Source organism: Paraburkholderia sp. 40, assembly GCF_050434105.1.
In the GTDB taxonomy this organism is placed as follows: domain Bacteria; phylum Pseudomonadota; class Gammaproteobacteria; order Burkholderiales; family Burkholderiaceae; genus Paraburkholderia; species Paraburkholderia tuberum.
In genome coordinates, this window is record NZ_JBNPVY010000004.1 from 2229340 (window position 1) to 2254777 (window position 25438).

26 protein-coding genes and 1 pseudogene are annotated in these 25438 nt (G+C 63.0%); 12 read left to right on the forward strand and 15 right to left on the reverse strand.

Features of this window, described 5'->3' with window-relative positions:
* Positions 1-65: 65 nt before the first annotated feature.
* The 6 genes from kynB (at position 66) to OKW28_RS32080 (ending at position 4634) form a co-directional block, all read left to right on the forward strand.
* Entirely contained in the window at positions 66-770 is a 705-nt protein-coding gene (gene kynB / locus OKW28_RS32055) for an arylformamidase (RefSeq protein WP_429451488.1), read from the forward strand.
* Positions 757-2007 (forward strand): kynureninase, encoded by a 1251-nt coding sequence (kynU, locus tag OKW28_RS32060; protein ID WP_429451490.1) that lies wholly within the window; start codon positions 757-759, stop codon positions 2005-2007. Before kynB ends, kynU begins: the two co-directional genes overlap by 14 nt.
* Before the next feature lie 10 nt (positions 2008-2017).
* Positions 2018-2944 (forward strand): tryptophan 2,3-dioxygenase, encoded by a 927-nt coding sequence (gene kynA / locus OKW28_RS32065; RefSeq protein WP_429451493.1) that lies wholly within the window; start codon positions 2018-2020, stop codon positions 2942-2944.
* 195 nt (positions 2945-3139) lie between these two features.
* A complete protein-coding gene (locus OKW28_RS32070; protein WP_429451496.1) occupies positions 3140-3970 on the forward strand; it encodes an RNase A-like domain-containing protein in 831 nt (276 codons plus the stop codon).
* Positions 3971-3990: 20 nt separating this feature from the next.
* Positions 3991-4275 carry a contact-dependent growth inhibition system immunity protein gene (locus tag OKW28_RS32075; RefSeq protein ID WP_429451498.1) on the forward strand — a complete coding sequence of 95 codons (285 nt, stop codon included), beginning with the start codon at positions 3991-3993 and terminating at the stop codon, positions 4273-4275.
* 77 nt (positions 4276-4352) lie between these two features.
* Positions 4353-4634, forward strand: a complete 282-nt coding sequence (locus OKW28_RS32080; RefSeq protein ID WP_429451499.1) for a contact-dependent growth inhibition system immunity protein — start codon at positions 4353-4355, stop codon at positions 4632-4634.
* 92 nt (positions 4635-4726) lie between these two features.
* Here the strand turns inward: OKW28_RS32080 and OKW28_RS32085 are convergent, their stop codons facing one another.
* On the reverse strand, positions 4727-5464 hold the full coding sequence (locus OKW28_RS32085; RefSeq protein ID WP_429451501.1) for an SDR family oxidoreductase: 738 nt from the start codon (positions 5462-5464) through the stop codon (positions 4727-4729).
* A 33-nt stretch (positions 5465-5497) separates the two neighbouring features.
* Here OKW28_RS32085 and OKW28_RS32090 point away from each other — a divergent pair.
* The 3 genes and pseudogenes from OKW28_RS32090 to OKW28_RS32100 all read left to right on the forward strand — a co-directional run.
* Positions 5498-5833 (forward strand): annotated as a pseudogene (locus OKW28_RS32090) (tryptophan 2,3-dioxygenase family protein); the annotation flags it as partial.
* Between the two features lie 199 nt (positions 5834-6032).
* Positions 6033-6866 (forward strand): RNase A-like domain-containing protein, encoded by an 834-nt coding sequence (locus OKW28_RS32095; RefSeq protein WP_429451504.1) that lies wholly within the window; start codon positions 6033-6035, stop codon positions 6864-6866.
* Between the two features lie 17 nt (positions 6867-6883).
* A complete protein-coding gene (locus OKW28_RS32100; RefSeq protein ID WP_184066461.1) occupies positions 6884-7168 on the forward strand; it encodes a contact-dependent growth inhibition system immunity protein in 285 nt (94 codons plus the stop codon).
* A 92-nt stretch (positions 7169-7260) separates the two neighbouring features.
* Here the strand turns inward: OKW28_RS32100 and OKW28_RS32105 are convergent, their stop codons facing one another.
* The 7 genes from OKW28_RS32105 to OKW28_RS32135 all read right to left on the reverse strand — a co-directional run bounded on the left by OKW28_RS32105 (position 7261) and on the right by OKW28_RS32135 (position 15319).
* Positions 7261-7998 (reverse strand): SDR family oxidoreductase, encoded by a 738-nt coding sequence (locus OKW28_RS32105; protein WP_429451506.1) that lies wholly within the window; start codon positions 7996-7998, stop codon positions 7261-7263.
* Positions 7995-9539: an FGGY-family carbohydrate kinase gene (locus OKW28_RS32110; protein WP_429451507.1), complete on the reverse strand. Its 1545-nt coding sequence runs from the start codon at positions 9537-9539 to the stop codon at positions 7995-7997. The genes OKW28_RS32105 and OKW28_RS32110 overlap by 4 nt, the downstream gene beginning before the upstream one ends.
* A 31-nt stretch (positions 9540-9570) precedes the next feature.
* A complete protein-coding gene (locus OKW28_RS32115; RefSeq protein WP_429451509.1) occupies positions 9571-10659 on the reverse strand; it encodes an alcohol dehydrogenase catalytic domain-containing protein in 1089 nt (362 codons plus the stop codon).
* Between the two features lie 40 nt (positions 10660-10699).
* Positions 10700-11707, reverse strand: coding sequence for an ABC transporter permease (locus tag OKW28_RS32120; RefSeq protein ID WP_429451511.1), 1008 nt, complete (start codon positions 11705-11707; stop codon positions 10700-10702).
* Complete coding sequence (locus OKW28_RS32125) at positions 11694-13214, reverse strand: sugar ABC transporter ATP-binding protein (RefSeq protein ID WP_429451513.1); 1521 nt, start codon at positions 13212-13214, stop codon at positions 11694-11696. Before OKW28_RS32125 ends, OKW28_RS32120 begins: the two co-directional genes overlap by 14 nt.
* Positions 13215-13276: 62 nt before the next feature.
* Entirely contained in the window at positions 13277-14197 is a 921-nt protein-coding gene (locus tag OKW28_RS32130; RefSeq protein ID WP_429454529.1) for a substrate-binding domain-containing protein, read from the reverse strand.
* 144 nt (positions 14198-14341) lie between these two features.
* Positions 14342-15319 (reverse strand): AraC family transcriptional regulator, encoded by a 978-nt coding sequence (locus tag OKW28_RS32135; protein WP_429451514.1) that lies wholly within the window; start codon positions 15317-15319, stop codon positions 14342-14344.
* 377 nt (positions 15320-15696) lie between these two features.
* On the opposite strand from OKW28_RS32135, the gene dalD reads away from it, so the two are divergent.
* The 3 genes from dalD to OKW28_RS32150 all read left to right on the forward strand — a co-directional run bounded on the left by dalD (position 15697) and on the right by OKW28_RS32150 (position 19692).
* Positions 15697-17118, forward strand: coding sequence for a D-arabinitol 4-dehydrogenase (gene dalD / locus OKW28_RS32140; RefSeq protein WP_429451516.1), 1422 nt, complete (start codon positions 15697-15699; stop codon positions 17116-17118).
* Between the two features lie 67 nt (positions 17119-17185).
* On the forward strand, positions 17186-18667 hold the full coding sequence (gene xylB / locus OKW28_RS32145; RefSeq protein WP_429451518.1) for a xylulokinase: 1482 nt from the start codon (positions 17186-17188) through the stop codon (positions 18665-18667).
* Between the two features lie 77 nt (positions 18668-18744).
* Positions 18745-19692: a sugar-binding transcriptional regulator gene (locus OKW28_RS32150; protein WP_429451520.1), complete on the forward strand. Its 948-nt coding sequence runs from the start codon at positions 18745-18747 to the stop codon at positions 19690-19692.
* A gap of 67 nt (positions 19693-19759) precedes the next feature.
* Here OKW28_RS32150 and OKW28_RS32155 read toward each other — a convergent pair whose 3' ends face one another.
* From OKW28_RS32155 to OKW28_RS32185, 7 genes are all read right to left on the reverse strand, one after another.
* On the reverse strand, positions 19760-20050 hold the full coding sequence (locus tag OKW28_RS32155) for a contact-dependent growth inhibition system immunity protein (protein WP_429451522.1): 291 nt from the start codon (positions 20048-20050) through the stop codon (positions 19760-19762).
* A 21-nt stretch (positions 20051-20071) separates the two neighbouring features.
* On the reverse strand, positions 20072-20482 hold the full coding sequence (locus OKW28_RS32160) for a hypothetical protein (protein WP_429451524.1): 411 nt from the start codon (positions 20480-20482) through the stop codon (positions 20072-20074).
* 15 nt (positions 20483-20497) lie between these two features.
* Positions 20498-21328, reverse strand: coding sequence for an RNase A-like domain-containing protein (locus tag OKW28_RS32165; protein WP_429451526.1), 831 nt, complete (start codon positions 21326-21328; stop codon positions 20498-20500).
* 268 nt (positions 21329-21596) lie between these two features.
* Positions 21597-22706 carry an ABC transporter ATP-binding protein gene (locus OKW28_RS32170; RefSeq protein ID WP_429451529.1) on the reverse strand — a complete coding sequence of 370 codons (1110 nt, stop codon included), beginning with the start codon at positions 22704-22706 and terminating at the stop codon, positions 21597-21599.
* 87 nt (positions 22707-22793) lie between these two features.
* Positions 22794-23495, reverse strand: coding sequence for an HAD family hydrolase (locus tag OKW28_RS32175; RefSeq protein ID WP_429451531.1), 702 nt, complete (start codon positions 23493-23495; stop codon positions 22794-22796).
* On the reverse strand, positions 23492-24367 hold the full coding sequence (locus OKW28_RS32180; protein WP_429451532.1) for a carbohydrate ABC transporter permease: 876 nt from the start codon (positions 24365-24367) through the stop codon (positions 23492-23494). The genes OKW28_RS32175 and OKW28_RS32180 overlap by 4 nt, the downstream gene beginning before the upstream one ends.
* On the reverse strand, positions 24364-25299 hold the full coding sequence (locus tag OKW28_RS32185; RefSeq protein ID WP_429451535.1) for a carbohydrate ABC transporter permease: 936 nt from the start codon (positions 25297-25299) through the stop codon (positions 24364-24366). Before OKW28_RS32185 ends, OKW28_RS32180 begins: the two co-directional genes overlap by 4 nt.
* Between the last annotated feature and the right edge of the window lie 139 nt (positions 25300-25438).

A 25438-nucleotide genomic window follows, 5' to 3' on the forward strand; every position in this document is an offset into this window, starting at 1 on the left:
TCGCAATCACATTTCACAGCTTGACCTCTATCATTTAGAGATAGTTACCAACCGTCGACACCGTCATGCGAGCACTCTGGGACATCACCCCCGCCGTCGATACCGCCACGCCCGTCTGGCCGGGCGACACGCCGGTCGGCATCGAGCGCGTCTGGCGCATGGAGGCTGGCTCGCCGGTCAATGTCGCGCGTCTGACGATCTCGCCGCACACCGGCGCGCATACCGATGCGCCGCTGCACTACGACGCCGACGGCGCCGCGATCGGCAACGTGTCGCTCGACGCATATCTCGGTTTATGCAGAGTGATTGACTGTATCGGCGCGTCGCCTGTTGTGACGCCACAACATCTGGCCGGCTCGCTCGACGATTTGCCGCCGCGAGTCTTACTGCGCACTTACAGAAAAGCGCCGACGCGCGAGTGGGATAGTGCGTTCTGCGCGGTCGCGCCCGAGACCGTCGACCTGCTCGCCGCGCGCGGCGTGACGCTGCTCGGCATCGACACGCCGTCGCTCGATCCGCAGGAATCGAAGACGATGGATGCGCATCACCGCATTCGCGCGCACCGGATGGCGATTCTCGAGGGCATCGTGCTCGACGCGGTCGAACCCGGCGACTACGAGCTGATCGCGCTGCCGCTGAAGCTGACCACGCTCGACGCGAGCCCGGTGCGCGCGGTGCTGCGTGCACTGCCCGGCTCGCGCTCAGCCACGCTCCCCGGCGAGCGATCAACCCGACAACCCAACTCATCGAACCACCATGAACCATCGTGATGAAGCCGTGGCGCTCGACAGCGCCGAACCGCTCGCAGCGCTGCGTGACCAGTTCGCGCTGTCGCCGACGACCATCTATCTCGACGGCAACTCGCTCGGCGTGCCGCCGGCCGCCGCCGCGCAGCGCGCGCAGACCGTGATCGCCGCCGAGTGGGGCGAAGGACTGATCCGCAGCTGGAACAATGCCGGCTGGTTTGCGCTGCCGCGCCGACTCGGCAACAAGCTCGCGCCGCTGATCGGTGCGGCCGAAGACGAAGTCGTGATTACCGACACGATCTCGATCAACCTGTTCAAGCTGCTGTCGGCCGCCGTGCGGCTCGCCAATGCGCGCGATCCGAAGCGTCGCGTAATCGTGTCCGAGCGCTCGAACTTTCCGAGCGATCTGTATATCGCGCAGGGCCTGATCGAGCAGCTCGATCGCGGCTACGAGCTGCGCCTCGTCGACGATCCGTCCGAACTGCCCGACGCGATCGGCGAGGACACCGCGATCGCGATGATCACGCACGTGAACTACCGCACCGGCTACATGCACGACATGGCCGCGCTGACGAAGCTGATTCACGACAGGGGCGCGCTCGCGCTGTGGGATCTCGCGCATTCGGCGGGCGCGGTGCCGGTCGATCTGAACGGCGTCGGTGCCGACTACGCGGTCGGCTGCACGTACAAGTATCTGAACGGCGGTCCCGGTTCGCCCGCCTTCGTGTGGGTGCCCAGACGTCATCAGAACGAGTTTGCGCAGCCGCTGTCGGGCTGGTGGGGTCATCGCGCGCCGTTCGAGATGAACCCGACGTATCAGCCCGACAACGGCGTGGGCCGCTACCTGTGCGGCACGCAGCCGATGGTGTCGATGGCGCTCGTCGAATGCGGGCTCGACGTGTTCCTGCAAACGACCATGGAGGCCGTCCGCGAGAAGTCGCTCGCGCTGACCGATCTGTTCATCGAACTCGTCGAGACACGTTGCGGCGAATTTCCACTGAAGCTCGTGACGCCGCGTGAGCATGCGCAGCGCGGCTCGCACGCGAGCTTCGAACATCCGCACGGCTACGAGGTGATGCAGGCGCTGATCGCGCACGGCGTGATCGGCGACTATCGCGAGCCGCACGTGCTGCGCTTCGGCTTCACGCCGCTGTACACGCGCTTCGTCGACGTATGGGACGCCGTCGAAATCTTGCGCGACGTGCTCGCTCGCGAGGCCTGGCGGGCTCCTGAATTCGCCCAGCGCGGCGCCGTTACCTGAGGACGACAGAATGACCGATCACATGCACACGCCGGGCTTGCCAGAAGAACCGGCGGCACAAGGCTGCCCGTTCGGGCACGGACGGACGGCGTCGGCGCCGTCCGCGAGCGCGGCCGACAGCGGCTGGCACGACGCGCAACTCGACTTCTCGGAGTCGATGAGCTACGGCGATTATCTGTCGCTCGGCACGGTGCTGGACGCGCAGCATCCGTTGTCGCCGGATCACAACGAGATGCTGTTCATCATCCAGCATCAGACGAGCGAGCTATGGATGAAGCTCGCGCTATACGAACTGCGCGCGGCGCTCGCGGCCGTGCATCGCGACGACCTGCCGCCCGCGTTCAAGATGCTTGCGCGCGTGTCGCGAATCATGGAGCAGCTGGTGCAGGCGTGGAGCGTGCTCGCGACGATGACGCCGTCCGAATACACGGCGATGCGGCCGTACCTCGGCAGTTCGTCGGGCTTTCAGTCGTATCAGTACCGGCAGATCGAATTCCTGCTCGGCAACAAGAACGAGCAGATGCTGATGCCGCACGCGCATCGCGCCGACGTGTACGCGCAAGTGAAGGCATCACTCGAAGCGCCATCGTTCTACGACGAAGTGGTGAGGCTGCTCGCGCGCCGCGGCTTCAGGATTTCGCCCGCGCGGCTCGAACGCGACTGGACGAAGCCGACCGAACATGATGCATCGGTCGAAGCGGCGTGGCTCGAGGTGTATCGCAATCCGTCCGGGCATTGGGATCTGTACGAGATGGCCGAGGAACTCGTCGATCTGGAGGATGCGTTCCGCCAGTGGCGCTTCCGCCACGTGACGACGGTCGAGCGCATCATCGGCTTCAAGCAGGGCACCGGCGGCACGAGCGGCGCGCAGTATCTGCGCAAGATGCTCGACGTGGTGCTGTTTCCCGAGCTGTGGCACGTGCGGACGATGCTGTAGCGGTTAGCGCGTGCAAGGCACTTCCCTGGCGAACCTGGCATCCTAGCGGGGAACAAAGAGCAAGCCATCACTACTTGCAGTGATGCAGAACAGGCACCATGCATCGGGCTACGGAAAATTCGGAGTTGTCCGAATCTTGAGAGACGGTCAGCACGGCAGCATCGGAATCCCATAAAAACATCAGAGGGATTCGATATGCCCGGTGCAGATAATGCCGACGGAGTGAAGGTTGTACTGAGTGCTCCGCAACTCGCGGCCGTGCTATCCCGCCAGTCGATCAGCCAAACGGAGATGCTTTCAAACCGGCTTTGGGGCGGGTTACAGGTCGTCGGCGGCGTGCTGGAAATGGTTGGTGCGGGTGCGCTGTGCGTCTTGCCGGAGCCGACGATGGCGAGCAAAGCCGGGTGTGTCGTGTTCGGGGTACATGGCTCGGACTCGGCAGCGGCGGGCCTGCGGCAAATCTGGACTGGTCAGGACACGGCCACGCTGACCCAGCGGGGCACGACGAAACTCGCTGAAGCAATGAAGGCGAGCCCCGACATGGCGAACAATATCGGCCTGTCCCTCGATATCGCCGTGCCATTCGGCTTTGCCGGCTCGATCAGGGCGGCACGCGCTGCGCGTGTCACCATGGGCCGGATCAACCTCGACATGCATGAGGCGAAGGCGGGCAGCCGGATCGGTCGACATACGCTCTTGAAACATGTCGGACGGACTGAAGCGCAGTTGCGGGAAAGGCTCAGGCTGGAACCGAAAAGAACCGAAGTATCGTCTTTCGCCAATCTTGAGGAGGCGGAGTGGGCTATTTCGGAAACGATGCGCGCAAATGCCTTAAAAATTCAGCAATGGACGACAGCACCAAAACGAACTCTGACGCTGGAAAAGAACGTTGGGAGAAAAGTTGGTCACGCATTGATCAGGAAGACAGATACATTGGTGGTTTGCAGTAAGGTGAAGGTCATCTTGAAGTACGGGACATACAACGGGATGCCCTACTACATTCTCACGGCTATGGTCGAACGCTGATTCCGCGTGGATATCGATGTATGAGATACGAAAACTTGTATCAATTGATTTGTGGCCGCTTCCATGAAGATTTCGACTTGTTCGGAAACACAATTGAAGAATTGGTTTTGTCTTTTACATGCGAATGCACACCGGAAGAGATCAACGCGACGGTGGCCGAGATAGACCGATTCAAGAGCGACCATGCTGAAAATCTTGACGCTGCCTTTGAGGAGAACTTTGGCTACCAGTGCGATCCGACGGCGTGGGAGCAGTCCACTGAGGCTTTTCTCGACAAACTTAGGCGTCTTCTCCTGAGCGAGTAGCCTGATTTTCCTCGCACCGGACGGCCCCCGTCAGTTGGTAGGGCTTCCGTGAACTGATTTCGAGTGAATACCGACATATGGGTTACGACAATCTGGATCAATTGATTGGTGTCTACTTCAATGAAGATTCCGACTACTGGGGAGACACAATCGAAGAGTTGGTTCGGGCTTGTGCAAGCAGGTGCAGGCCAGAAATGATTAACGCGAAGCTGGCCGACATAGACCGGTTCAAGCGAGATCACGCTGGAAATCTTGACGCAGCCCTTGAGGCCGAATTTGGCAGACAATTCGATCCGAGGCTGTGGGGTCACACAACGGAATCTTTTCTTGACGAGCTTAAGCGTCTTCTGAGTGAGTAGCCCGGTTTTCCTCCCATCGGACAGCCCCAGCCGTCTGCCGGGGCCTCCGTGTACTTCCATTTCACCCGGCAACCGGCAGTGCCTGACACCCTCTAGCGTGCGGTGTAACCACCATCGATCGGCAAACACACCCCGCTGATCATCGACGCCGCGTCGCTCAACAGAAACAGAATCGGCGCGGCGACTTCCGCCGATTCGGCAAAGCGCCTGAGCGGAATCGCCTGCAAAGCGGGATCGCGTTTGACAGGATCGCTCCACGCCAGCACCGCCATCGGCGTCAGCGTGACCGTCGGGTTCACGCTGTTCACGCGAATTCCGTACGGCCCCAGCTCGATGCACAACGCGCGCGTGACCGCATCGAGCGCGGCCTTCGACGCCGAATAGCTCAGATGATCGTCGAGCGCGACGAGCGCGGCCTGGCTCGACACGTTGACGATGCTGCCCGCGCGCCCCGCGTCGAGCATGCCACGCGCGACGTGCTTCGCGACCAGCACCGCGCCGCGCGTATTCACCGCCATCACGCGATCGAAGCCTGCGGCCGTCGTTTCCACCGCGCGTTCGAGCAACGCGATGCCCGCGCAATTCACCAGACCGTCGAACGGTTCGAGCGAGGCCATTGCTTCGTCGATCGCGGCTTCGTCGCTGATGTCGAGCCTCAACGGCTCGCAGCCGGTTTCCTCGGCGAGCCGCGCGAGCTCGTTCACGTTGCGCGCGGCCGCGACGACCGACGCGCCGCTCGCGCACAGCGCCTCGACCGTCGCGCGGCCGATGCCGCTGGAGGCGCCCGTCACCAGAATCGAGCGGCCGGAGAAATCGAAAGTGGCGTTCATGATGATTGCAACCGATGCATGACCGGCTTCAATGTAGTGCGGCTGCTCGCGCGCCGCGGCTTCGCGATTTCGCCCGCGCGGCTCGAGCGCGACTGGACGAAGCCGACTGAACATGATGCATCGGTCGAAGCGGCGTGGCTCGAGGTCTATCGCAATCCGTCCGGGCACTGGGAGCTGTACGAGATGGCCGAGGAACTCGTCGATCTCGAGGATGCGTTCCGTCAATGGCGTTTCCGCCATGTAGCGACCGTCGAGCGGATTATCGGCTCCAAACAGGGTACCGGCGGCACGAGCGGCGCGCAGTATCTGCGCAAGATGCTCGACGTGGTGCTGTTTCCCGAGCTGTGGCACGTGCGGACGATGCTGTAGCGGTTAGCGCGCGCGCGGCGCTACGACACGAACGATGAAAATCACGGACTGTGATTTTCGTGGCGTTCCCCAAGTCACTTAAAGTGATGCAGAACAGGCACCGTGCATCGGGCTACGGAAAATTCGGAGTTGTCCGAATCTTGAGAGACGGTCCGCACGGCAGCATCGGAATCCCATAAAAACATCAGAGGGGTTCGATATGCCCGGTGCCGATAACACCGAAGGAGTGAAGGTTGTACTAAGTACTCCGCAACTCGCGGCCGTGCTATCCCGCCAGTCGATCAGCCAAACGGAGATGCTTTCAAACCGGCTTTGGGGCGGGTTACAGGTCGTCGGCGGCGTGCTGGAAATGGTCGGTGCGGGTGCGCTGTGCGTTTTGCCGGAGCCGACGATGGCGAGCAAAGCCGGGTGTGTCGTGTTCGGGGTACATGGCTCGGACTTGGCAGCGGCGGGCCTGCGGCAGATCTGGACTGGTCAGGACACGGCCACGCTGACCCAGCAGGGCACGACGAAACTCGCTGAAGCGATGAAGGCGAGCCCCGACATGGCGAACAATATCGGCCTGTCCCTCGATATCGCCGTGCCATTCGGCTTTGCTGGCTCGATCAGGGCGGCACGCGCTGCGCGCGTCACGATGGGCCGGGTTAACCTGCAAACGCACGAGGCAAAAGCGGGCAGCCGGATCGGTGGACATACGCTTTTGAAACATGTCGGGAGGACTGAAGCGCAGTTGCGGGAGAGGCTCAGGCTGGAGCCGGAAAAGAAAGTAGTTTCGTCTTTCGTAAATCTTGAGGAGGCGGAGTGGGCTATATCGGAAACAATGCGCGCAAATGCCTTGCAGATTCACGCATGGACAAAAGCAGCACCAAACCGGGTTTTGACGCTGAGAAAGGACGTTGCAAGAAAAGTAGGATACGCATTGGTCAGGAAGACCGACAGGTTGGTAGATAGCAGTAAAGTGGAGGTTGTCTTGAAGTACGGGGCGTATAACGGGATGCCGTACTACATCCTCACAGCTATGCTCGATAAGTGATTGGTGGGTATTGATGCATGAAATATTACGATCTGGGGCAATTGATCCTTGGCTACTTCAATGAAGATTTCGACTACTGGGGAAACACAATTGAAGAGTTGGTCCGGGCTTGTGCAAGCGGATGCACGCCAGACATGATCAACGCGACGGTGGCCGACATAGACCGGTTCAAGAGCGATCATGCTGGAAATCTTGACGCGGCCTTCGAGGAGGAATTTGGCTACCAGTGCGATCCGACGGCGTGGGAGCAGACCACTGAGGCTTTCCTTGACAAGCTTAAGCGTCTTCTTCTGAGTGAGTAGCCCGCACTTCCTCCCACCGGACGGCCCCACACCGTCTGGTAGGCTTGCGTGTACTTCCATTTCACCCGGCAACCGACAGTGCCTGACACCCTCTAGCGCGCCGTGTAACCACCATCGATCGGCAAACACACCCCGCTGATCATCGACGCCGCGTCGCTCAACAGAAACAGAATCGGCGCGGCGACTTCCGCCGATTCGGCAAAGCGCCTGAGCGGAATCGCCTGCAAAGCGGGATCGCGTTTGACAGGATCGCTCCACGCCAGCACCGCCATCGGCGTCAGCGTGACCGTCGGGTTCACGCTGTTCACGCGAATTCCGTACGGCCCCAGCTCGATGCACAACGCGCGCGTGACCGCATCTAGCGCGGCCTTCGACGCCGAATAGCTCAGATGATCGTCGAGCGCGACGAGCGCGGCCTGGCTCGACACGTTGACGATGCTGCCCGCGCGCCCCGCGTCGAGCATGCCACGCGCAACGTGCTTCGCGACCAGCACCGCGCCGCGCGTATTCACCGACATCACACGATCGAAGCTTGCGGCCGTCGTTTCCACCGCGCGTTCGAGCAACGCGATGCCCGCGCAATTCACCAGACCGTCGAACGGTTCGAGCGAGGCCATTGCTTCGTCGATCACGGCTTCGTCGCTGATGTCGAGCCTCAACGGCTCGCAGCCGGTTTCCTCGGCGAGCCGCGCGAGCTCGTTCACGTTGCGCGCGGCCGCGACGACCAACGCGCCGCTCGCGCACAGCGCCTCGACCGTCGCGCGGCCGATGCCGCTGGAGGCGCCCGTCACCAGAATCGAGCGGCCGGAAAAATCGAAGGTAGCGTTCATGATGATTGCAAGCGATGCATGACCGGCTTCAACGCCGGATAGAGGTCCGTGTACACGCCGAAGCGCTCTTTGTATAGCGCCATGCGCCGTGCGTCGGGCTGCGCGCGCTCGATCAGCGTGACCCAGCCGCCTTGCGCCGCTTCGCGCGACACGAGACCGACGCCGAGCGCGGCGAGCAGCGCGGCGCCCATCGCGGCTTCGACGTCCTGCTCGATCGTGTAGACCGGATAGCCGGTGACGTCGGCGATGATCTGCATCCACAGGTCCGAGTGCGCGGCGCCGCCGACCACGATCAGCTTGTCGTCGAGCGATTGCGCGCCTTTGCGCCCCGCCTCGATGTTGTGCTTCAGCGCGAACGACACGCCTTCGAGCACGGCGCGATACAGATGCGCGCGCGTATGAAACAGCGACAGCCCGACGAACGCGCCGCTCGCTTTCGCATCCCACACCGGGCTGCGCTCGCCCATCAGATACGGCAGGTACAGCACGCCCTCGGCGCCGGCCGGTACTTGCGCGGCGCTCTCTTCGAGTAGCCGATGCGGATCGCCATGCGGTGTCGCGCGCGCGGCCTCGATCTCCGCATGACAGAATTGCTCGCGATACCACGTGACCGACGCGCCCGCGGTAATCGCGCCGCCGAATACGTAGATGTCGTGCTGCCCGTTGAAAACGTGCGGCATGCTGATCAAACCGTGCCGTGCGTCGACACGCTGATTGAGGTAACCCCAGCACATGCTGGTGCCGATCATCGCGACGTGCTGCCCCGCGCGCGTGACGCCGGCCGCGAACGTGGCCACCGCCGCATCGACGCCACCCGCGACGATCGCGGTGCCCGCGTCGAGCCCGAGCTGCGCGGTCCATTGCGACAACAGCCCGCCCACCACCTCCGACGATTCGACGAGCCGCTCCGGCATCATCGTCGCGGGAATGCCGAGCATGTCGAGCGCTTCGTCCGACCAGTCGCGCCGCGCGATATCGTAGACGCCGCCGATATTGCCGGCCGAGCTGTGATCGACGGCGACCTCGCCGGTCAGCATATAGATCACGTACGCGTTCGGCGGCAAAAAATAGCGCGTATGCGCCCACACGTCCGGCTTGTTCTCGCGCAGCCACAGCATCTTCGTGTAACCGTAGTAGCTGTCCACTCCGTTGCCGGTGATCGTATAGACCCGATCGAGATCGATGTTATCGCGCACCCAGTCGACCTGCGCGGTCGCGCGCCGGTCCATCCAGATCAGGCACGGCGCGAGCGGCCGCATGTCGTTGTCGACCGGGATGCCCGAGCCGCCATACAGGCTGCTCACGCACAGCGCCTTGATCGCGCCCGGCGCGATGCCGGCCGTCTTCGCATCGCTGACGCACGCGGCCACGCATTCGACCACGGCCTTCAGCCACACCGCGGGCCACTGCTCGGCCCACAGCGGCTTCGGCGTATCGGGCTGATAGCTCGACGCATGCTGCGCGACGATCGCGCCGTGCTCGTCGACCAGCAGCGCCTTCGTGCTCTGCGTGCCGATATCGACGCCGATGACGTAGTTCATAGAGTCTCCGTTGAAACGCCGCGCCCCAGATTCACGCGCGCGGCTTCATCAGCACCTTGATCGAATCGAGCGAGTTCGCGATCCTGATCGCTTCGTCCCATTCTTCCAACGAAAAGCCGTGCGTGACGATGCCCTTCGACGTAACGAGTCCGCGCGCGAGCAGATCGATTGCGATCGGATAGCAATAGGGTCCAAGATGCGCGCCGCGCACGTCGAGTTCCTTGCGATCGCCGATCACCGACCAGTCGAGCGTCGTATCCGCGCCGAACACCGAGAATTCGACGAAGCGCCCGAGCTTGCGGATCAGGTCCATCCCCTGATTCACGCCGATCGGCGCACCCGTCGTTTCAATATAGACGTCGCAGCCGTAGCCGTCCGTCAGTGCATGGATGATCGCGAGCGCGTCGTCCTTCCGAGGATTGATCGTCACGTCCGCGCCATATTCGCGCGCGAGTGCGAGCCGTTCTTCGACGAGATCGATCACGACGAGCTGCTTCGGCGTCTTCAGATGCGCGACCTGCGTCATCATCAGACCGAGCGGCCCCGCGCCCGCGATCACGACCACGTCGTCGAGTTGCAGATCGCCGCGATTGACCGTGTGAATCGCACACGCGAGCGGCTCGATGATCGCGGCGTCTTCGAGCGAGATGCCGTCGGGAATCTTGTGGACGATCGCGGTCGGCGGAATGCGCATGTACTCGGCCATGCCGCCGTCCGCCACCTCGCGCTGAAAGCCGAAGATGTTGTGCACTTCGCACATCCAGTACTGGCCAGACTTGCAGTAGCGGCACTTGCCGCACGGCACGATCTGCTCGGCGATCACGCGCTCGCCCTTCTGCACGCCGAAATGCTCGGCCGCGCCCTCGCCCAGTTCCTCGACATAGCCGAAGAACTCGTGGCCCGGAATCACCGGCGCCTTGACCCACGGGCTCGGGCCGCCCCAGAACATCTTCGCGCCCGAATGGCATTTGCAGTCGCTCGCGCAGATGCCGCACGCGGCGATGCGGATCACGAGTTCGTGCGCGCGCGCGCGTGGTTTCTGTACCTGCTCGACGCGATAGTCTTTCGGTGCATGACAGACGATGGCGGTCATGTTCTGCTGGTCGGATTGAGTCGTCATTGCATGGTCCTGCCAAAGGAGGGATGTGGGGAAGACAGCGTTACTTTCTGCGCTCGCGGCTGATATAGATCGCGAGCAGAATGATTCCGCCCTTGATCACGTTCTGCACGTACGGATTCACGCCGACCATGTTCAGGCCGTTATTCAGGACGCCGAGTAACAGCGCGCCGATCAGCGTGCCGATGATCGAGCCGCGTCCACCGGAGATCGACGTGCCGCCCATCACGACGGCGGCGATCGCGTCGAGTTCGAAACCGACGCCCGCGTTCGGCTGGCCGCTCATCAGGCGCGCGGTCAGCACGATCGCGGCGAACGCGGACGTCAAGCCCGCGATCGTGTAGACGATCAGCTTCACGCGCGCCACACGCACGCCGGACAATCGCGTCGCCTGCTCGTTACCGCCGATCGCATACACGTAGCGGCCAAACGGCATCCGTTCGAGCAGCACCCACGCGATCAGATAGATCACCGCCATGATCACGACCGGCGCCTGGATGCCGAGAATCTTGCCGCTGCCGAAGAAGCTGACCCAGTCGGGCAGACCGTCGATCGGATAGCCGCCCGTGTAGATCAGTGCGAGGCCGCGCGCGATACCCATCGTCGCGAGTGTGACGATGATCGGCGGCATGCCGGCGAACGCGACGAAAAAGCCGTTGGCCGCGCCGAAGCCGAGACCGACCGCGAGGCCGACCGCAAGCGCGGCCACCCCATTCATGCCGGCGACCATCAGCCCGGCCGACAGCGTGCCCGAGAGCGCCATCACCGAGCCGACCGACAGATCGATGCCGCCCGTGAGGATCACGCAGGTCATGCCGACCGCGATGATCGCGTTGATCGACACCTGGCGCAGCACGTTCTCGATGTTCGCGGCCGACAGAAAGCTGTCGCTCGCGAACACCATCACGATGCAGACGACCAGCAGGCCGATGAACGGATAGAACAGCGTCGAGCGCTTCAGCGCGGCCCACGTGAAGCGCACTGGCGCGCCCGGCGTGTCGCTGTCGACACTCGATGTTTTCGGCGAAGAGAAAGGATTAGGCATGTTCATGAGAGGCTCCAGCCGAACCGGCGGTCGCATAGGTCATCACGGCATTCGATTCGATCGCGTCGCCTTCGAGCAGCGCTTCGATGCGGCCCTGCCGGAATACGGCGACGCGGTCGCACATGCCGACGATCTCCGGCAACTCGGACGAGATCATGATGATCGAGTAGCCGCGCGCGGTCAGTTCGCGCATCAGCAGATAGATTTCGGCCTTCGCGCCGACGTCGATGCCGCGTGTCGGTTCGTCGAAGATCAGGATGTTGGTGTGGTGATTGAGCCAGCGCGCGATCACGACCTTCTGCTGATTGCCGCCCGACAGCGTCGCGACTTCGGTGTGCATCGTTGGGGCCTTCACGCCGACGCGCTTCATGATGTCGGCGGTCGCGCGCGCTTCGCTACGTTGGTCGATGAAGAAACGTAGCGACCGGTACTTGCCGAGGTTGTTGATCGAGATGTTCTGCTTGATCGAGAACTCGGTAATGAGCCCTTCGGTCTTGCGGCTCTCGGGCAGAATGCCGACGCCCGCGCGAAGCGCATCGGCCGGGTCGGCGAGCTTCGCGGCCGCGCCGTTGACGCGAATTTCCTTCGCGTACGCACGGTCCGCGCCGATCACCGCGAGCGCGGTCTCGGTGCGCCCCGAACCGACGAGTCCCGCGAAGCCGAGAATCTCGCCCTCGCGCAGCATGAAGCTCAGCTCGGGGCTGTCTTTGAACAGCTGCAAGCGCACGACGTCGAGCACGACCTTCGCGCCGGCGCGCGGCGGCGGCTTCGGCGGAAAGCTGCTTTCGATGCGGCGTCCCACCATCATTTGCACGAGCCGGCTCACGTCGGATTGGGCGACCTCGGTCATGCCGGCGTACTGGCCATCGCGCAGCACCGTGATGCGGTCGCACACCTCGAAAATCTCTTCGAGGTGATGCGAGATGAAGATCATCGCGACGCCCTGCTGCTTCAGCTCGCGCATGATCGCAAACAGATGCGCGGCCTCGGCGGGTGTCAGTGTCGCGGTCGGTTCGTCGAGAATCAGCACGCGGGCATCGAGCGACAACGCCTTGCCGATTTCGACGAACTGCTGCTGCGCAACCGACAGTTGTCGAATCGGCACCGACAGATCGATCGCTACGCCAAGCCGCTCAAAAATCCGCGCCGCCGCGCGCCGCATTCTGCCGCGTTCGAGCAGACCGAAGCGGTTGCGCAATTCACGGCCGAGAAATATGTTCTCCACCGCGCTCAGATACGAAATCAGGCTGAATTCCTGAAACACGATGCCGACGCCCGCGGCCACCGCGTCGTGATAGTTCGCGAAGTGGCGTTGCTCGCCGTCGAGCGTGATCGTGCCTTCGTCCGGCTGGTAGATACCGCACAGAATCTTCATCAGCGTCGACTTGCCCGCGCCGTTCTCGCCGAGCAGCGCGTGAATCTCGCCGCGCGCGATCTCGAGGTGAATGCCTTGCAGCGCCTTCACGCCGGGAAAGCTCTTGCTGATGTTGTCGAGCTTCAGAATCGTGTCCATCGCATGTTCCTGTGCCGCGCGCCGCCGCGCATGATCCGCACGCGCGGCAGCCTGCGCTTGCGTTACCAGCTGAAGCCCTTAGCGTTGCTCTTGTCGATCACCTTCACGTCGACCGGAATCGCTTTCGGCACATTGGCGCCCCACTTCTTCGCGAGCGCGATGCCGAGCGCGATGCGCACCTGGTCGGCCGGGAATTGCGCGGACGTCTCGACGAATTTCGAATTCGGCTTCTGGATCGCGGCGATCGCTTCCGGTGCGCCGTCGACGCTCGTCAGCTTGATGTCCTTGCCCGACGATTCGATCGCCGACAGTGCGCCCATCGAGCCGCCGTCGTTCACGCTGAACACGCCCTTCAGATTCGGATGCGCCTGGATCATGTTCTCGGTGACGGACAACGCGGTCGCGCGTTCCTGCTTGCCGTTCTGCGTATCGACGAGCTTCACGCCCGGCGACTTCGCGAGCGCCGCTTTGCAGCCGCGCACGCGTTCGAGAATCGGCACGACCGGAATGCCGTCGAGAATCGCCACTTCGCCGCTGCCGCCGATCGACTTCGCGAGGTAGTCGCACGCCATCACGCCCGCGTCGTAGTTCTTCGAGCCGACGAACGAATCGACCGGACCGTTCGCGTTCGCATCGACCGCGACCACGACGACGCCCGCCTTCTTCGCCGACGTGACCGCCGACTGGATGCCGGTCGAATCGGTCGGATTGACGAGCAGGATGTCGATCTTCTTTTGCAGCATGTCTTCGACGTCGCTGACCTGCTTGCTGACGTCGTGATGCGCGTCGGTGACGACGACCGTCGCGCCAGTCGACGCGGCCGCGTCGTTCAGCGCTTTCTGCATCGTCACGAAGTAAGGGTTGTTCAGTTCCTGGAACGTCATGCCGATTTTCAGCGGCGCGGCCTGCGCGGTCTGCGCTGCCGACACAGCGACTAGCGACAAACCGAACGCGAGCGAGGCGACACGGCGCGCGAACATCATCGAAGGGTTAAGTGAAAGAGTAGACGGCTTCATGGTTGTCTCCATTTTTTGAAGTGAGCACGCCCCCTCGCGCTGTGGGCGCACAGCGCGATCGATGCGTGTTGAAACGCGAGTGGAATAAAGCTGTGAACTACCGGATGGGCACTATGTGACCGGGTACGCGACGCCGCTACGCGACAAGCCCGGCGCGAGCACGATCGCCGGCGCGTTGTCGATGCCCCTGCCATGCGCGGCCGCTTGCTCGGAAGCATCGCGGCTCGCATCGTTCAGTTGCTGATAACGGCGAAACGTCGACGGCGCCATGCCCTTCATCGCTAGAAACTGCCGGTTGAAATTCGACAGGTTGTTGAAGCCCGCCTTGAAGCAGATGTCGGTCACGCTCAGTTCGCCGTCGGTCAGCAACTGGCACGCGAGATTGATGCGCATGCGGTTCACGTACTGCACGAACGGCAGCCCGGTATGACGGCGGAAATAACGCGAAAACGCGCTGACGCTCTGGCCGGCGAGTTGCGCAAGCTCCGACTCGCGCAACTCGTTCGCGAGGTTCTTGCCGATATACGCAAGCACGTGATTGATGCGGGTCGCCGCGAAGCTGGTCGGATCGACCTGATAAGCGGGACTCGCGAGCGTGTCGCGATCCGGCGCGTTGATCAGGATCTCGAGCATCGACATGAACAGCACGAGCCGGCGCAGCCCGCGCGCCGCGAGCAGTTGGACAAAGAGCGGCTTGATCTGCGCGGATGTCTCCAGACCGAACGACAGGCCGCGACGCGCATCGGCGAGCAGCGCCTCGACCTGACGCCACTCCGGAAAACTCTCGAGACAGTTCGATACGAACTCGTGGCCAAACTGCACGACCAGATTGCGCTGCGCGACGCTCTCGCCTTCGGGCACGTCGCTGACCCAGTTGTGCGGCAGGTTCGGCCCCATCAGCACGAGGTTGCCGGGCGCGAAGCTGCCGATGTGATCGCCGACGAACATCTTGCCGGTCGTCGCGACGATCAGATGGATTTCGTACTCCGGATGAAAGTGCCAGCGCACCGTGCGATACGGATAGCCATGCGACCACACTTTGAACGATTCGTCGTGGCGTACGGCCACGATTTCGAGATCAGGTTGCACTGTCTGCCTCCATGAAGCGGCGCGCGGGAGGCACCGCCGATCTTGATCTTGTAAAGCGAAAAGTAACCGCCAAACGCGTTGGCAACCACTTTAAAAGAAACCGCGGACCGATACTTTTTTGTATTCGGGTTAGCCCCAACGCGCGCACGGTCAAATTTGATGCAATGCAATATGAGTGGCGCGACTCGTTTTCTCGCCTCGGGCGCTCGTCACTGCCGCCGCCGCATCGCCCATGCCGCGCTGCGCCATCAAAAGCCCGCCCCTTGCCTTGACTTTCGTTTCTCCGGGTACGATCATTCGCTCACATACAGAGCAAATGCTCTGCACGCACAGAACGCGCGCCGCGAGCGCCGCGGACAAGTTTTTGGAGACACAACATGAACAGCGGGCAAGGCAGCGGCGCGGCCGCACACGTGATCCTGCACATCGGCGCGGGATCGTTTCATCGCGCGCATCAGGCGTGGTATCTGCACCGGCTGAACGAAGCGAGCACGGCCGGCGAGCCGCGCTGGTCGCTGAGCGTGGGCAATATCCGCGGCGACATGAACCCGGTGCTCGAAGCGCTCGCCGCGCAGAACGGCGTCTACACGCTCGAAACCGTCACGCCGCAAGGCGAACGCGTCTACGAGACGATCCGCTCGATCGAGCGCGTGCTGCCGTGGAGCGAAAGCCTCGATGGGCTGATCGAAGCGGGCGCCGATCCGGCTTGCAAGATCATCGCGTTCACCGTGACCGAAGGCGGCTATTACCTCGACGAACACGACCGGCTCGACACCGCGAATCCCGATCTCGCCGCCGACCTCGCCGGCGGCCACACGACGATCTACGGCGCGCTCGCGGCGATTCTCGACGCGCGCGCGAAGCGCGGCGCGGGACCCGTCACGCTGCAGACCTGCGACAACCTGCGCAGCAACGGCGAGCGCTTTCATGCGGGCATGAGCGAGTTTCTCGAACGACGCGGCGCGAACGAACTCGCGCAATGGTTCGACGACAACACGTCATGCCCGTGTTCGATGGTCGATCGCATCACGCCGCGTCCGACGCCCGACGTGCGCGAGCGCGTGAAGGCCGCGACCGGCGTCGACGACGCGAGTCCGGTGATGGGCGAGGCGTTCATCCAGTGGGTGATCGAAGACCGCTTCATCGCGGGACGGCCGGCCTGGGAGAAGGTCGGCGCGGAACTCGTCGATTCGGTGCTGCCGTACGAGGAAGCGAAGATCCGCATTCTCAACGCGACGCATAGCTGCATCGCGTGGGCGGGCACGCTGGTCGGCCTGAACTACATCCACGAAGGCACGCTCGACGCCGACATCCGCCAGTTCGCGTACGACTACGTGACCGAGGACGTGATCCCGTGTCTGACACCGAGTCCGCTCGATCTCGAACGCTATCGCGACGTCGTGCTCGAGCGCTTCAGCAACCCGCATATCCTCGACACGAACCAGCGCGTCGCCGCCGATGGCTTCTCGAAGTTGCCCGGCTTCATCGCGCCGACCCTCGCCGAATGCTTCGAGCGCGGCGTCACGCCGGCGGCGACCGCGATGCTGCCCGCATTGTTCTTCCGCTTTCTGGAACGCTGGCACACGGGCAAGCTGCGCTACGCGTATCAGGACGGCGTGATGGAAGAGCGCGTCGCGCACGCCTTTTTCACGGCGCCCGATCCGCTGCGCGCGTTCGCGGCCGACCGGCTGCTGTGGGGCGGCATGGCGCAGACGCCCGAGCTCGAAGCGGCGCTCGCGGGCGCGCTCGAGCGGGTCGACGCATGGCTCGCCGAACGCGGCGCGACTAGCCAGGCTTAATGCGCATGACAGCGCGCGCGATGAACCGCTAAAGTAGCGCATCCCCAACGACGAAGGTTTCGCTCCCATGTACCTTGGCATCGACCTCGGCACGTCCGAAGTGAAAGTTCTGCTGCTCGCCTCCGACGGCCGCGTGATCGGCACCGCAGGCTCGCCGTTCACCGTTTCGCGTCCGCACCAGCGCTGGGCCGAGCAGAATCCCGAAGACTGGTGGGCCGGCACACGCACGGCGCTCGCCGCGTTGCGCGCGCGTCATCCCGACGAATTCGCGCAGATTCGCGGCATCGGCCTGTCGGGGCAGATGCACGGCGCGGTGCTGCTCGACGCGGAAAACCGCGTGCTGCGGCCCGCGATCCTGTGGAACGACATGCGCAGTGACAAGGAGTGCGCGGAGCTGACCGAGCGCGCGCCGGAACTGCACAGCGTCGCCGGCAATCTGGCGATGCCCGGTTTCACGGCGCCGAAGCTGCTGTGGGTCGCGCGTCACGAGCCGGAGATTTTCGCGAGGACTGCCTGCGTGCTGCTGCCGAAAGACTATCTGCGCCTGCAACTGACGGGCGGCAAGGTGTCCGATCCATCGGACGCGGCCGGCACATTGTGGCTCGACGTCGCGAAACGCGATTGGTCCGATTCGCTGCTCGCTGCCTGCAACATGACGCGCGCGCAGATGCCGGCGCTGCGCGAAGGCAGCGCGCCGGCCGGCACGCTGCTGCCGGAACTCGCGCGCGAATTCGGCCTGCGCGACGACGTGATCGTCGCGGCCGGCGGCGGCGACAACGCGACCAGCGCGATCGGCATCGGCGCGACGCAACCGGGCGACGGCTTCGTGTCGTTGGGCACCTCGGGCGTGCTGTGCGTGGTCGGCGACAGCTTCCGCCCGAACCCGGCCTCCGCCGTGCACGCGTTCTGTCATGCGATCCCGGACCGCTGGCATCAGATGAGCGTGGTGCTGTCGGCGGCGAGCTGTTTGCGCTGGGTCTGCAAGCTGACGTCGACCGACGAGCCGACGCTGCTCGCCGAAATCGAGGCGCTGCCCGCCGAGGCCTTGACCACCGCGCCGCTCTTTTTGCCGTATCTGTCGGGCGAGCGCACGCCGCACAACGACCCCTATGCGCAAGGCGTATTCTTCGGCATGACTCACGCAACCGACCGCGCGCTGCTCGGCTACGCGGTGCTCGAAGGCGTGACGCTCGCGCTGACCGACGGCCTCGACGCGCTGCGCGCGGCCGGCACCGAGGCGAAGATGTTGTCGCTGCTCGGCGGCGGCGCACGCAGCGACTACTGGGCCCAGTTGCTCGCCGATGCGCTCGACACCGTCACCGTCAAGCACGGCGGCGGCGAAACCGGCGCGGCGCTCGGCGCGGCGCGTCTCGGCTGGCTCGCCGCGGGTGGCGAGCCGGCCACCGTGCTGACCAAGCCGCCTGTCGAAAAGGAGTTCACACCGAATCCGCGCCGCCACGCGCAATTGCGCACCCGGCACGAAGCGTATCGCGCGCTGTATCGACACGTACGGCCGCTGTTCGATCCCGCGCGCGCACCGCTCGCCTGAGCGTCAACCGCGGCCGGCCCGCGCGACAGACGCGCCGCCGGCCGCTATCATCGGCGCACTTCAACCGAAACCTCATCGTGCCCAGGTCCACAGAAAAACTCGATCTCGCCACACGCGCCGCGTGGCTTTATTACGTCGCGGGCAATACCCAGAACGAAATCGCCGAGAAGCTGCAGGTGTCGCGGCCGGTCGCGCAGCGGCTCGTCGCGTTCGCGGTCGAAAAGAACCTGATCCGCGTGCGGGTCGATCACAAGCTCGCTGATTGCCTGTCGCTCGCCGATCAGCTGTCGAAGCGCTATGGCCTCAGCATGTGCGAGATCGTGCCGATCGACGGCGATACCTCCGAGGAAGTCGACCGTAAGCTCGCGGTGGCCGGCGCGCAGGTGATGGAGCGCTATCTGAGCGAGGAAAAGCCGATGGTCGTCGCGGTCAGCAGCGGCCGCACGCTGAAGGCCGCGGTCGATCAGATCGCGCAGCTAGACCGTCCGCAGCATCGGCTGGTATCGATGGTCGGCGCGATCGCGCAGGACGGCTCCTCGAACCGTTACGACGTCGCGTTGCACATTTCCGAAAAGACCGGGGGCAAGCATTTTCTGCTGCCCGCGCCGCTGCTCGCCGACAGCGAGGCCGAGCGCGCGCAGTGGTGCAATCACCGTCTCTATCGGATCGTCGAATCGCTGTCGGCGCAGGCCGATGTCGCGTTCGTCGGCATCGGCAACATTGGGTTGACCTGTCCGTTGCACGAGGATGGCTTCATCACGGAAGGCGAGGTGAACGAGTTGATGCACAACGGCGCGGTCGCCGAAATGCTCGGCCTGCCAATCGATGCGGCCGGCGCGCACGTCGAATCGCCGACCGGCCGACGCGTGACGAGCATCGCGCTCGACACGCCGCCACGCCGGCCGACCATCGGCTTCGCGGGCGGGCTGCGTAAGCGCGAGGCGCTGATCGCGGTGCTCAAGGGGGGGTGGTTGTCGGGGCTCGTTACCGATGAGGTGTGCGCGCGGGCGGCGTTGGAGGCGTGAACTGCGGACGCGGAAAAGGCGGGCGCGATCGGTGTAGACGCGCCGCGAGTTGACGCAGTCGAGAGGCTTACTCGCTCAGGATCTGCTTCAACTCGTCGAGAAGCGAGGCGGTCGTGTGACCCCACAGGTCTGGCGAGAAATCTTGGCCGTAAGCGTTGCCGAATGCCTTGTCCAGGTCAGGATGTTCGCTCTTGAATCGCTCTATCTCGGACAGCATCCTTTCATGCGCGTCCACAGGCGTCCCCTGTTTGTAGCATTCGACGATCTCCGCGATCGTGTTTCCTGAAAGGTCGTAATCCTGATTCAGGTAGACTCCGAAGAAATGACTAAGTTCTGGATAAGTTGACTGGTTTTCCATGACTTGTCTGAATGCGTCAAATCAATCTTCATCTTCAAACCAGATACAGAAATATCGCCCTTCCCCACTACTTATAATAACGCCTGAGTCAAAGGTCGATCCCGTAAGGCCATTCCACGAATTCGAAGATGGTGATTCCTTGTTTGAAAAATAACCACTGTCTTTTGATTCATTTTCAGAAATTATTTTTTCAGCAAGCTGTTCCGCTTTACTCCTACTCATGCGTTCACAATCATAAGCCTGTCCTTTCCATAGCAGGTTCATGAGAATAGCAATGGCCCCGGCTCTATGTTGGGGCACAAGCATCGTCTCGTCTGGAGTCAGGCCGAATTTGGACAGTACCAACGACAGATCATTTGAATAGTCCAGTACATTGGAAATTCTAACCATAGTTGGGCCTCTCGCCGCTAGGATATCCGTAATTAAACTCACTTTCACTTCCCTCAATTAGGCATCCAGATAAGCGGTAAGAATATAGTATGGCATTCCGTTGTATGCCTGATTTCTAAGAATAACGGTGACCTTGCTCGAATTTATCAATCTTCTTGATTCTTTTAACAAGGTGTAGCCAACGTTTTTTCCGACATCTTTCTTTAAAACCAATTCTCTTCCCGGTGAAGCAGCCCACGACTTGATTGCATTGGCGTTCGCCTGCATCGCCTCCGAGATGGCCCATTCCGCCGCAGGAATATTCGCAAATGACGAGACTCGGTCTCGCCACGGTTCCTTCAACAATCTCTCTGACAATTGTGCCTCAGTGCGCCCGACATGTTTCCGCAGCGTGTGCCCGCCAATCCCGCTGCCCGCCTTCGCTTCGTGCATCATCAAGTTGATCCGGCCCATCGTAATCGCGGACGCCCGTACCGCCTTGATCGAGCCGGCGACGCCAACCGAGACGGCGATATCGAGTGACAGGCCGATATTGTTGGCCATGTCGGGGCTGGCCTTCATTGCTTCCGCCAGCTTCGCCGTACCGCGTTGGGTGAGCGTGGCGGTGTCCTGCCCGGTCCAAAGCTGTCGCAGACCCGTTGCAGCGGTATCCGAGCCATGCACGCCAAACACAATGCACCCGGCTTTGCTTGCCATCGTCGGGTCTGGCAGCACGCATAACGCACCGGCGCCTACCATTTCCAGCACTCCGCCGACAACCTGCAAACCGCCCCATAGCCGGTTGGAAAGCATCTCAGTCATGCTAATCGACTGACGGGCCAGTACGGCCGCCAGTTGCGGAGCACTCAGTACGACGCGGACGCCATCTGACTCATTCACCTGTGACATGCAAAAGTCCTCTTCATTCGTATCGGACTTTCACGTTAGCCGGTGAATGCACGGTCCTGCTATGGGCGAAGGATGATTCTGAGAGGGAACGCTGTTCGGCGTCCCAATATCGGGACGCGGCAGCTGCTCTGACTAATCGATAGTCAGACCGCGCAGCGGGAACCAAACAAGGATGCGCGGGCGCGCATGAACAGCTGCCGCCCGTGCTGGTGACACACGAAAAGCCTTGCATTCGCGAGCAGCGGCGCCCTCGCGCCGCTCCGCTTCATCACGCCGCCAGCACCTCAACAATCTTGCGCTGGAACGCCTTGCCTTCGCTATCAAACAGATGGCAATGCTCGGGCGTCGCGCCCAGCTTCTGCGTATTGCCCTTCGCATGCCGTTCGAGCGGCGGAATCCGCGCGATCAACCCATCGGGCGCGACGCTCGACTCCGCGTACAGATACGCGGCATCGCCGAGCGATTCGACCGTCATCGTGCGTGCCTCGATACCATCCTCGGTCGTGCTGACGTGCAGATGCTCGGGGCGGATGCCGACCGTCACCTTGTCGCCCTGCCTGGCCGCGCCCGGCTCGACCAACACGCGCTGCGTCTCGCCGGTCTCGTAACGCACCGAGACGCCGTCGTGCGACACCGACTGCACGACGCCTTCCATGAAGTTCATCTTCGGCGAGCCGATGAAGCCGGCGACGAAGCGGTTCGCCGGCGCGTGATACAGCATCGTCGGACTGCCGACCTGCTCCAGATTGCCCGCCGACAACACGACGATCTTGTCGGCCAAAGTCATCGCCTCGACCTGGTCGTGCGTCACGTAGATCATCGTCGTCTTCAGCTCGTCGTGCAGGCGTGCGAACTCGAGGCGCATCTTCACGCGCAGCGCGGCGTCGAGATTCGACAGCGGCTCGTCGAACAGGAACACCTTCGGCTTGCGCGTGATCGCGCGGCCGATCGCGACGCGCTGACGCTGCCCGCCCGACAGCTGCTTCGGCTTGCGATCGAGCAGATGGTCGATGTGCAGGATTTTCGCAGCGTTGCGCACGGCTGAGTCGATCTCCGGTTTCTTCGCGCCGGCGAGCTTCAGGCCGAACGCCATGTTGTCGTACAGCGTCATGTGCGGATACAGCGCGTACGACTGGAACACCATCGCGATGCCGCGCTTGGCCGGCGGCACGTCGTTCATGCGCACGGCGTCGATGTTCAGATCGCCGCCCGTGATGTCCTCGAGGCCCGCGATCATCCGCATCAGGGTCGATTTGCCGCAACCGCTCGGCCCGACGAACACGACGAACTCGCCATCGGCGATGTCGAGATTGATGTCGCGCATCACTTCGTTTTCGTCATAGGCCTTTCTGATGTTGCGCAAGGTTACGCTTGCCATGATGTGTCTCCGTGTAATGCTGTTCGATGCTGCTCGTTACTTCGTGCTGCTACCTGATGCCGTGTCGTGTCGCGTGCATTCGTGCGCTCATGGCGCCGCGGCCGTCGCGGAGAGCGTCCATTGCGCGACGAGGTCGGGCAACTGCCGCATGTCCTCGAACACATGACGCGCGCCCGCCGCGTGCAATCGATCGATCTGCGCATCGCTCGCATGACCGCCGCCGATAAACCCCAGCACCGCCATGCCCGCCGTGGCCGCCGCCGTGACGCCGGTCACGCTGTCCTCGACGACGAGGCACGCACCCGGCGCGAGCCCGAAGCCTTGCGCCGCCGCCAGATACACGTCCGGCGCGGGCTTCGGATTCGGCACCGCATCGGCGCAGAACAGCCGCTCGCCGAAGAAACGCTTCAGGCCCGTGCGCGCCAGCACCGTCTCGACGTACGGCCGGAAGCTATTGCTCGCGCAGCCTTTGACGAGCGGCACCTGGGTCAGCGCCATCTCGATGCCGTCGACGGCGGGCGCCTCGATCGCCGCCGCTTCGACCGCGCGGCGGATCGCAACGATATCGTCGGCGCCGAGTTGTTTGCCGAGCTGAGTCGCGGTGTCCTGCAACACGCGCTCGATGCGCAGCCCGAGCAGCGGCAGCACGACTGGCGCGGCGTCGATGCCGGGCCAGCGCGCCTCGAGTTCGCGCACCAGCATGCGCGCGGCCACCGCTTCGCTGTCGATCAGCACGCCGTCGCAATCGCAGATCAACGCATATCGCGCGATGCCAGGGCCTGCCGTCATTTGACGGCCCCGAACGTGAGCCCGCGCACCAACTGCTTCTGCGACAGCCAGCCGACGATCAGGATCGGCGCGACCGCGAGCAAAGAAGCGGCCGACAGCTTGGCCCAGAACAAACCTTCAGGACTCGAATACGACGCGATGAACACGGTCAGCGGCGCCGCGTTCGAGCTCGACAGGTTGATGCTCCAGAACGCCTCGTTCCACGACAGGATCACGAGCAGCAGCGCGGTCGACGCGAGCCCGGGCAGCGCCATCGGCATCAGCAGATAGACGATCTCCTGCCACGTCGCCGCGCCGTCGATGCGCCCGGCTTCGAGAATGTCGCGCGGAATTTCAGCGAAGTACGTGAACGCCATCCAGACCGCGATCGGCAGATTGATCAGCGTGTAGACGATGATCAGGCCCGACACGGTATCCAGAAGGCCGCTGTTTTTCCACAGCAGATAGATCGGCACCAGCACACCGACCGACGGCATCATCTTCGTCGACAGCATCCATAGCAGCACCTTCTGAGTGCGGCGCGTCGGGAAGAACGCCATCGCGTACGCGCACGGCACCGCGAGGATCAGGCACAGCAGTGTGACGCCGACCGAGATCAGTATCGAGTTCCACGCGAACGCGAAGTAGTTGCTGCGCGCGAACACCTCGCGGAAGCTGTCGAGCGTCGGCACGAAAAACAGCGACGACGCATAGGCCTGCTGCTCGGTCTTGAACGCGGTGATCGTCATCCAGAAGATCGGGAAGAACAGCAGCAGCGCGACGAGCCACGCGATCACGCCGGGAATGCCGCGGCGAATCGTGTCGAACGGCGATTTGGTCGGCACCGCGACCGGCTGCGTCGCCGATGCCGAAGTGGAGGCAACGTGGCTCATTTTTCGTACTCCCCTTTCAGGTTCTTCGCGAGCATCCGCACGAGGAAGAACGACACGATGTTGGCCAGCACGACCGCGAGAATACCGCCCGCCGAGGCGAGACCGACGTCGAACTGTTGCAGGCCCAGCGCGAAGATCAGGTACGACAGGGTCGTGGTCGCGTTGCCCGGACCGCCGCCCGTGGTCGTATAGATCTCGGCGAAGATCGACAGCAGGAAAATCGTCTCCATCATCACGACGACCGCGATCGCACGTCGCAGGTGCGGCAGCGTGATGTAGAAGAACATCGAGAACGGACCGGCGCCGTCGATCTTCGCGGCTTCCTTCTGCTCCTGGTCGAGCGACTGGATCGACGTGAACAGGATCAGGAACGCGAACGGCAGCCACTGCCACGCGACGATCATGATCACCGCGGTGAGCGGATAGTCGGCGAACCAGTCGATCGGCTGCATGCCGAGCGCCCGCATGCCCTGCGCGACGAGGCCGTACACCGGGTGCAGGATCATGTTCTTCCAGATCAGCGCGCTGACCGTCGGCATCACGAAGAACGGGCCGATGGCGAGCAGGCGTGCGACGCCCTGCCCGTAGAACTTGCGGTCGAACAGGATCGCCATCAGTACGCCGCCGCCCACGGTGATCACGAGCACCCATACGATCAGCTCGATCGTATGCGCGATCGACGGACCGAACGACGGATCAGTCGCGAGATAGCGGTAGTTGTCGAAGCCGGCGAAGCCGCGCAGATCGGGATTGAGCAGGTTGTAGTGCGAGAACGAGAACCAGATCGTCATCGCGAGCGGAATGACCATCCACAGCACGAGCACGCCGACCGACGGCGCCACGAGCCAGCGGGCCGAACTGGCCTTACGCTCCTCGCGTTCTTTTTCTGTCTGGGGATGGGTTTGCATCAGAGGTAGGCGCAAAGGACGCATGATGGACCACCTGTTCGGTAATGCGCGGAGCGTTCGCCCGAGCCGCGTATGTGCGCCGCGGCGCGCCGTGCCTGAATGGCGCACGACACGCGCCGCATCGCATCCGGCGCAGACGAACGGCCGCCCTGCTGCATGAGCC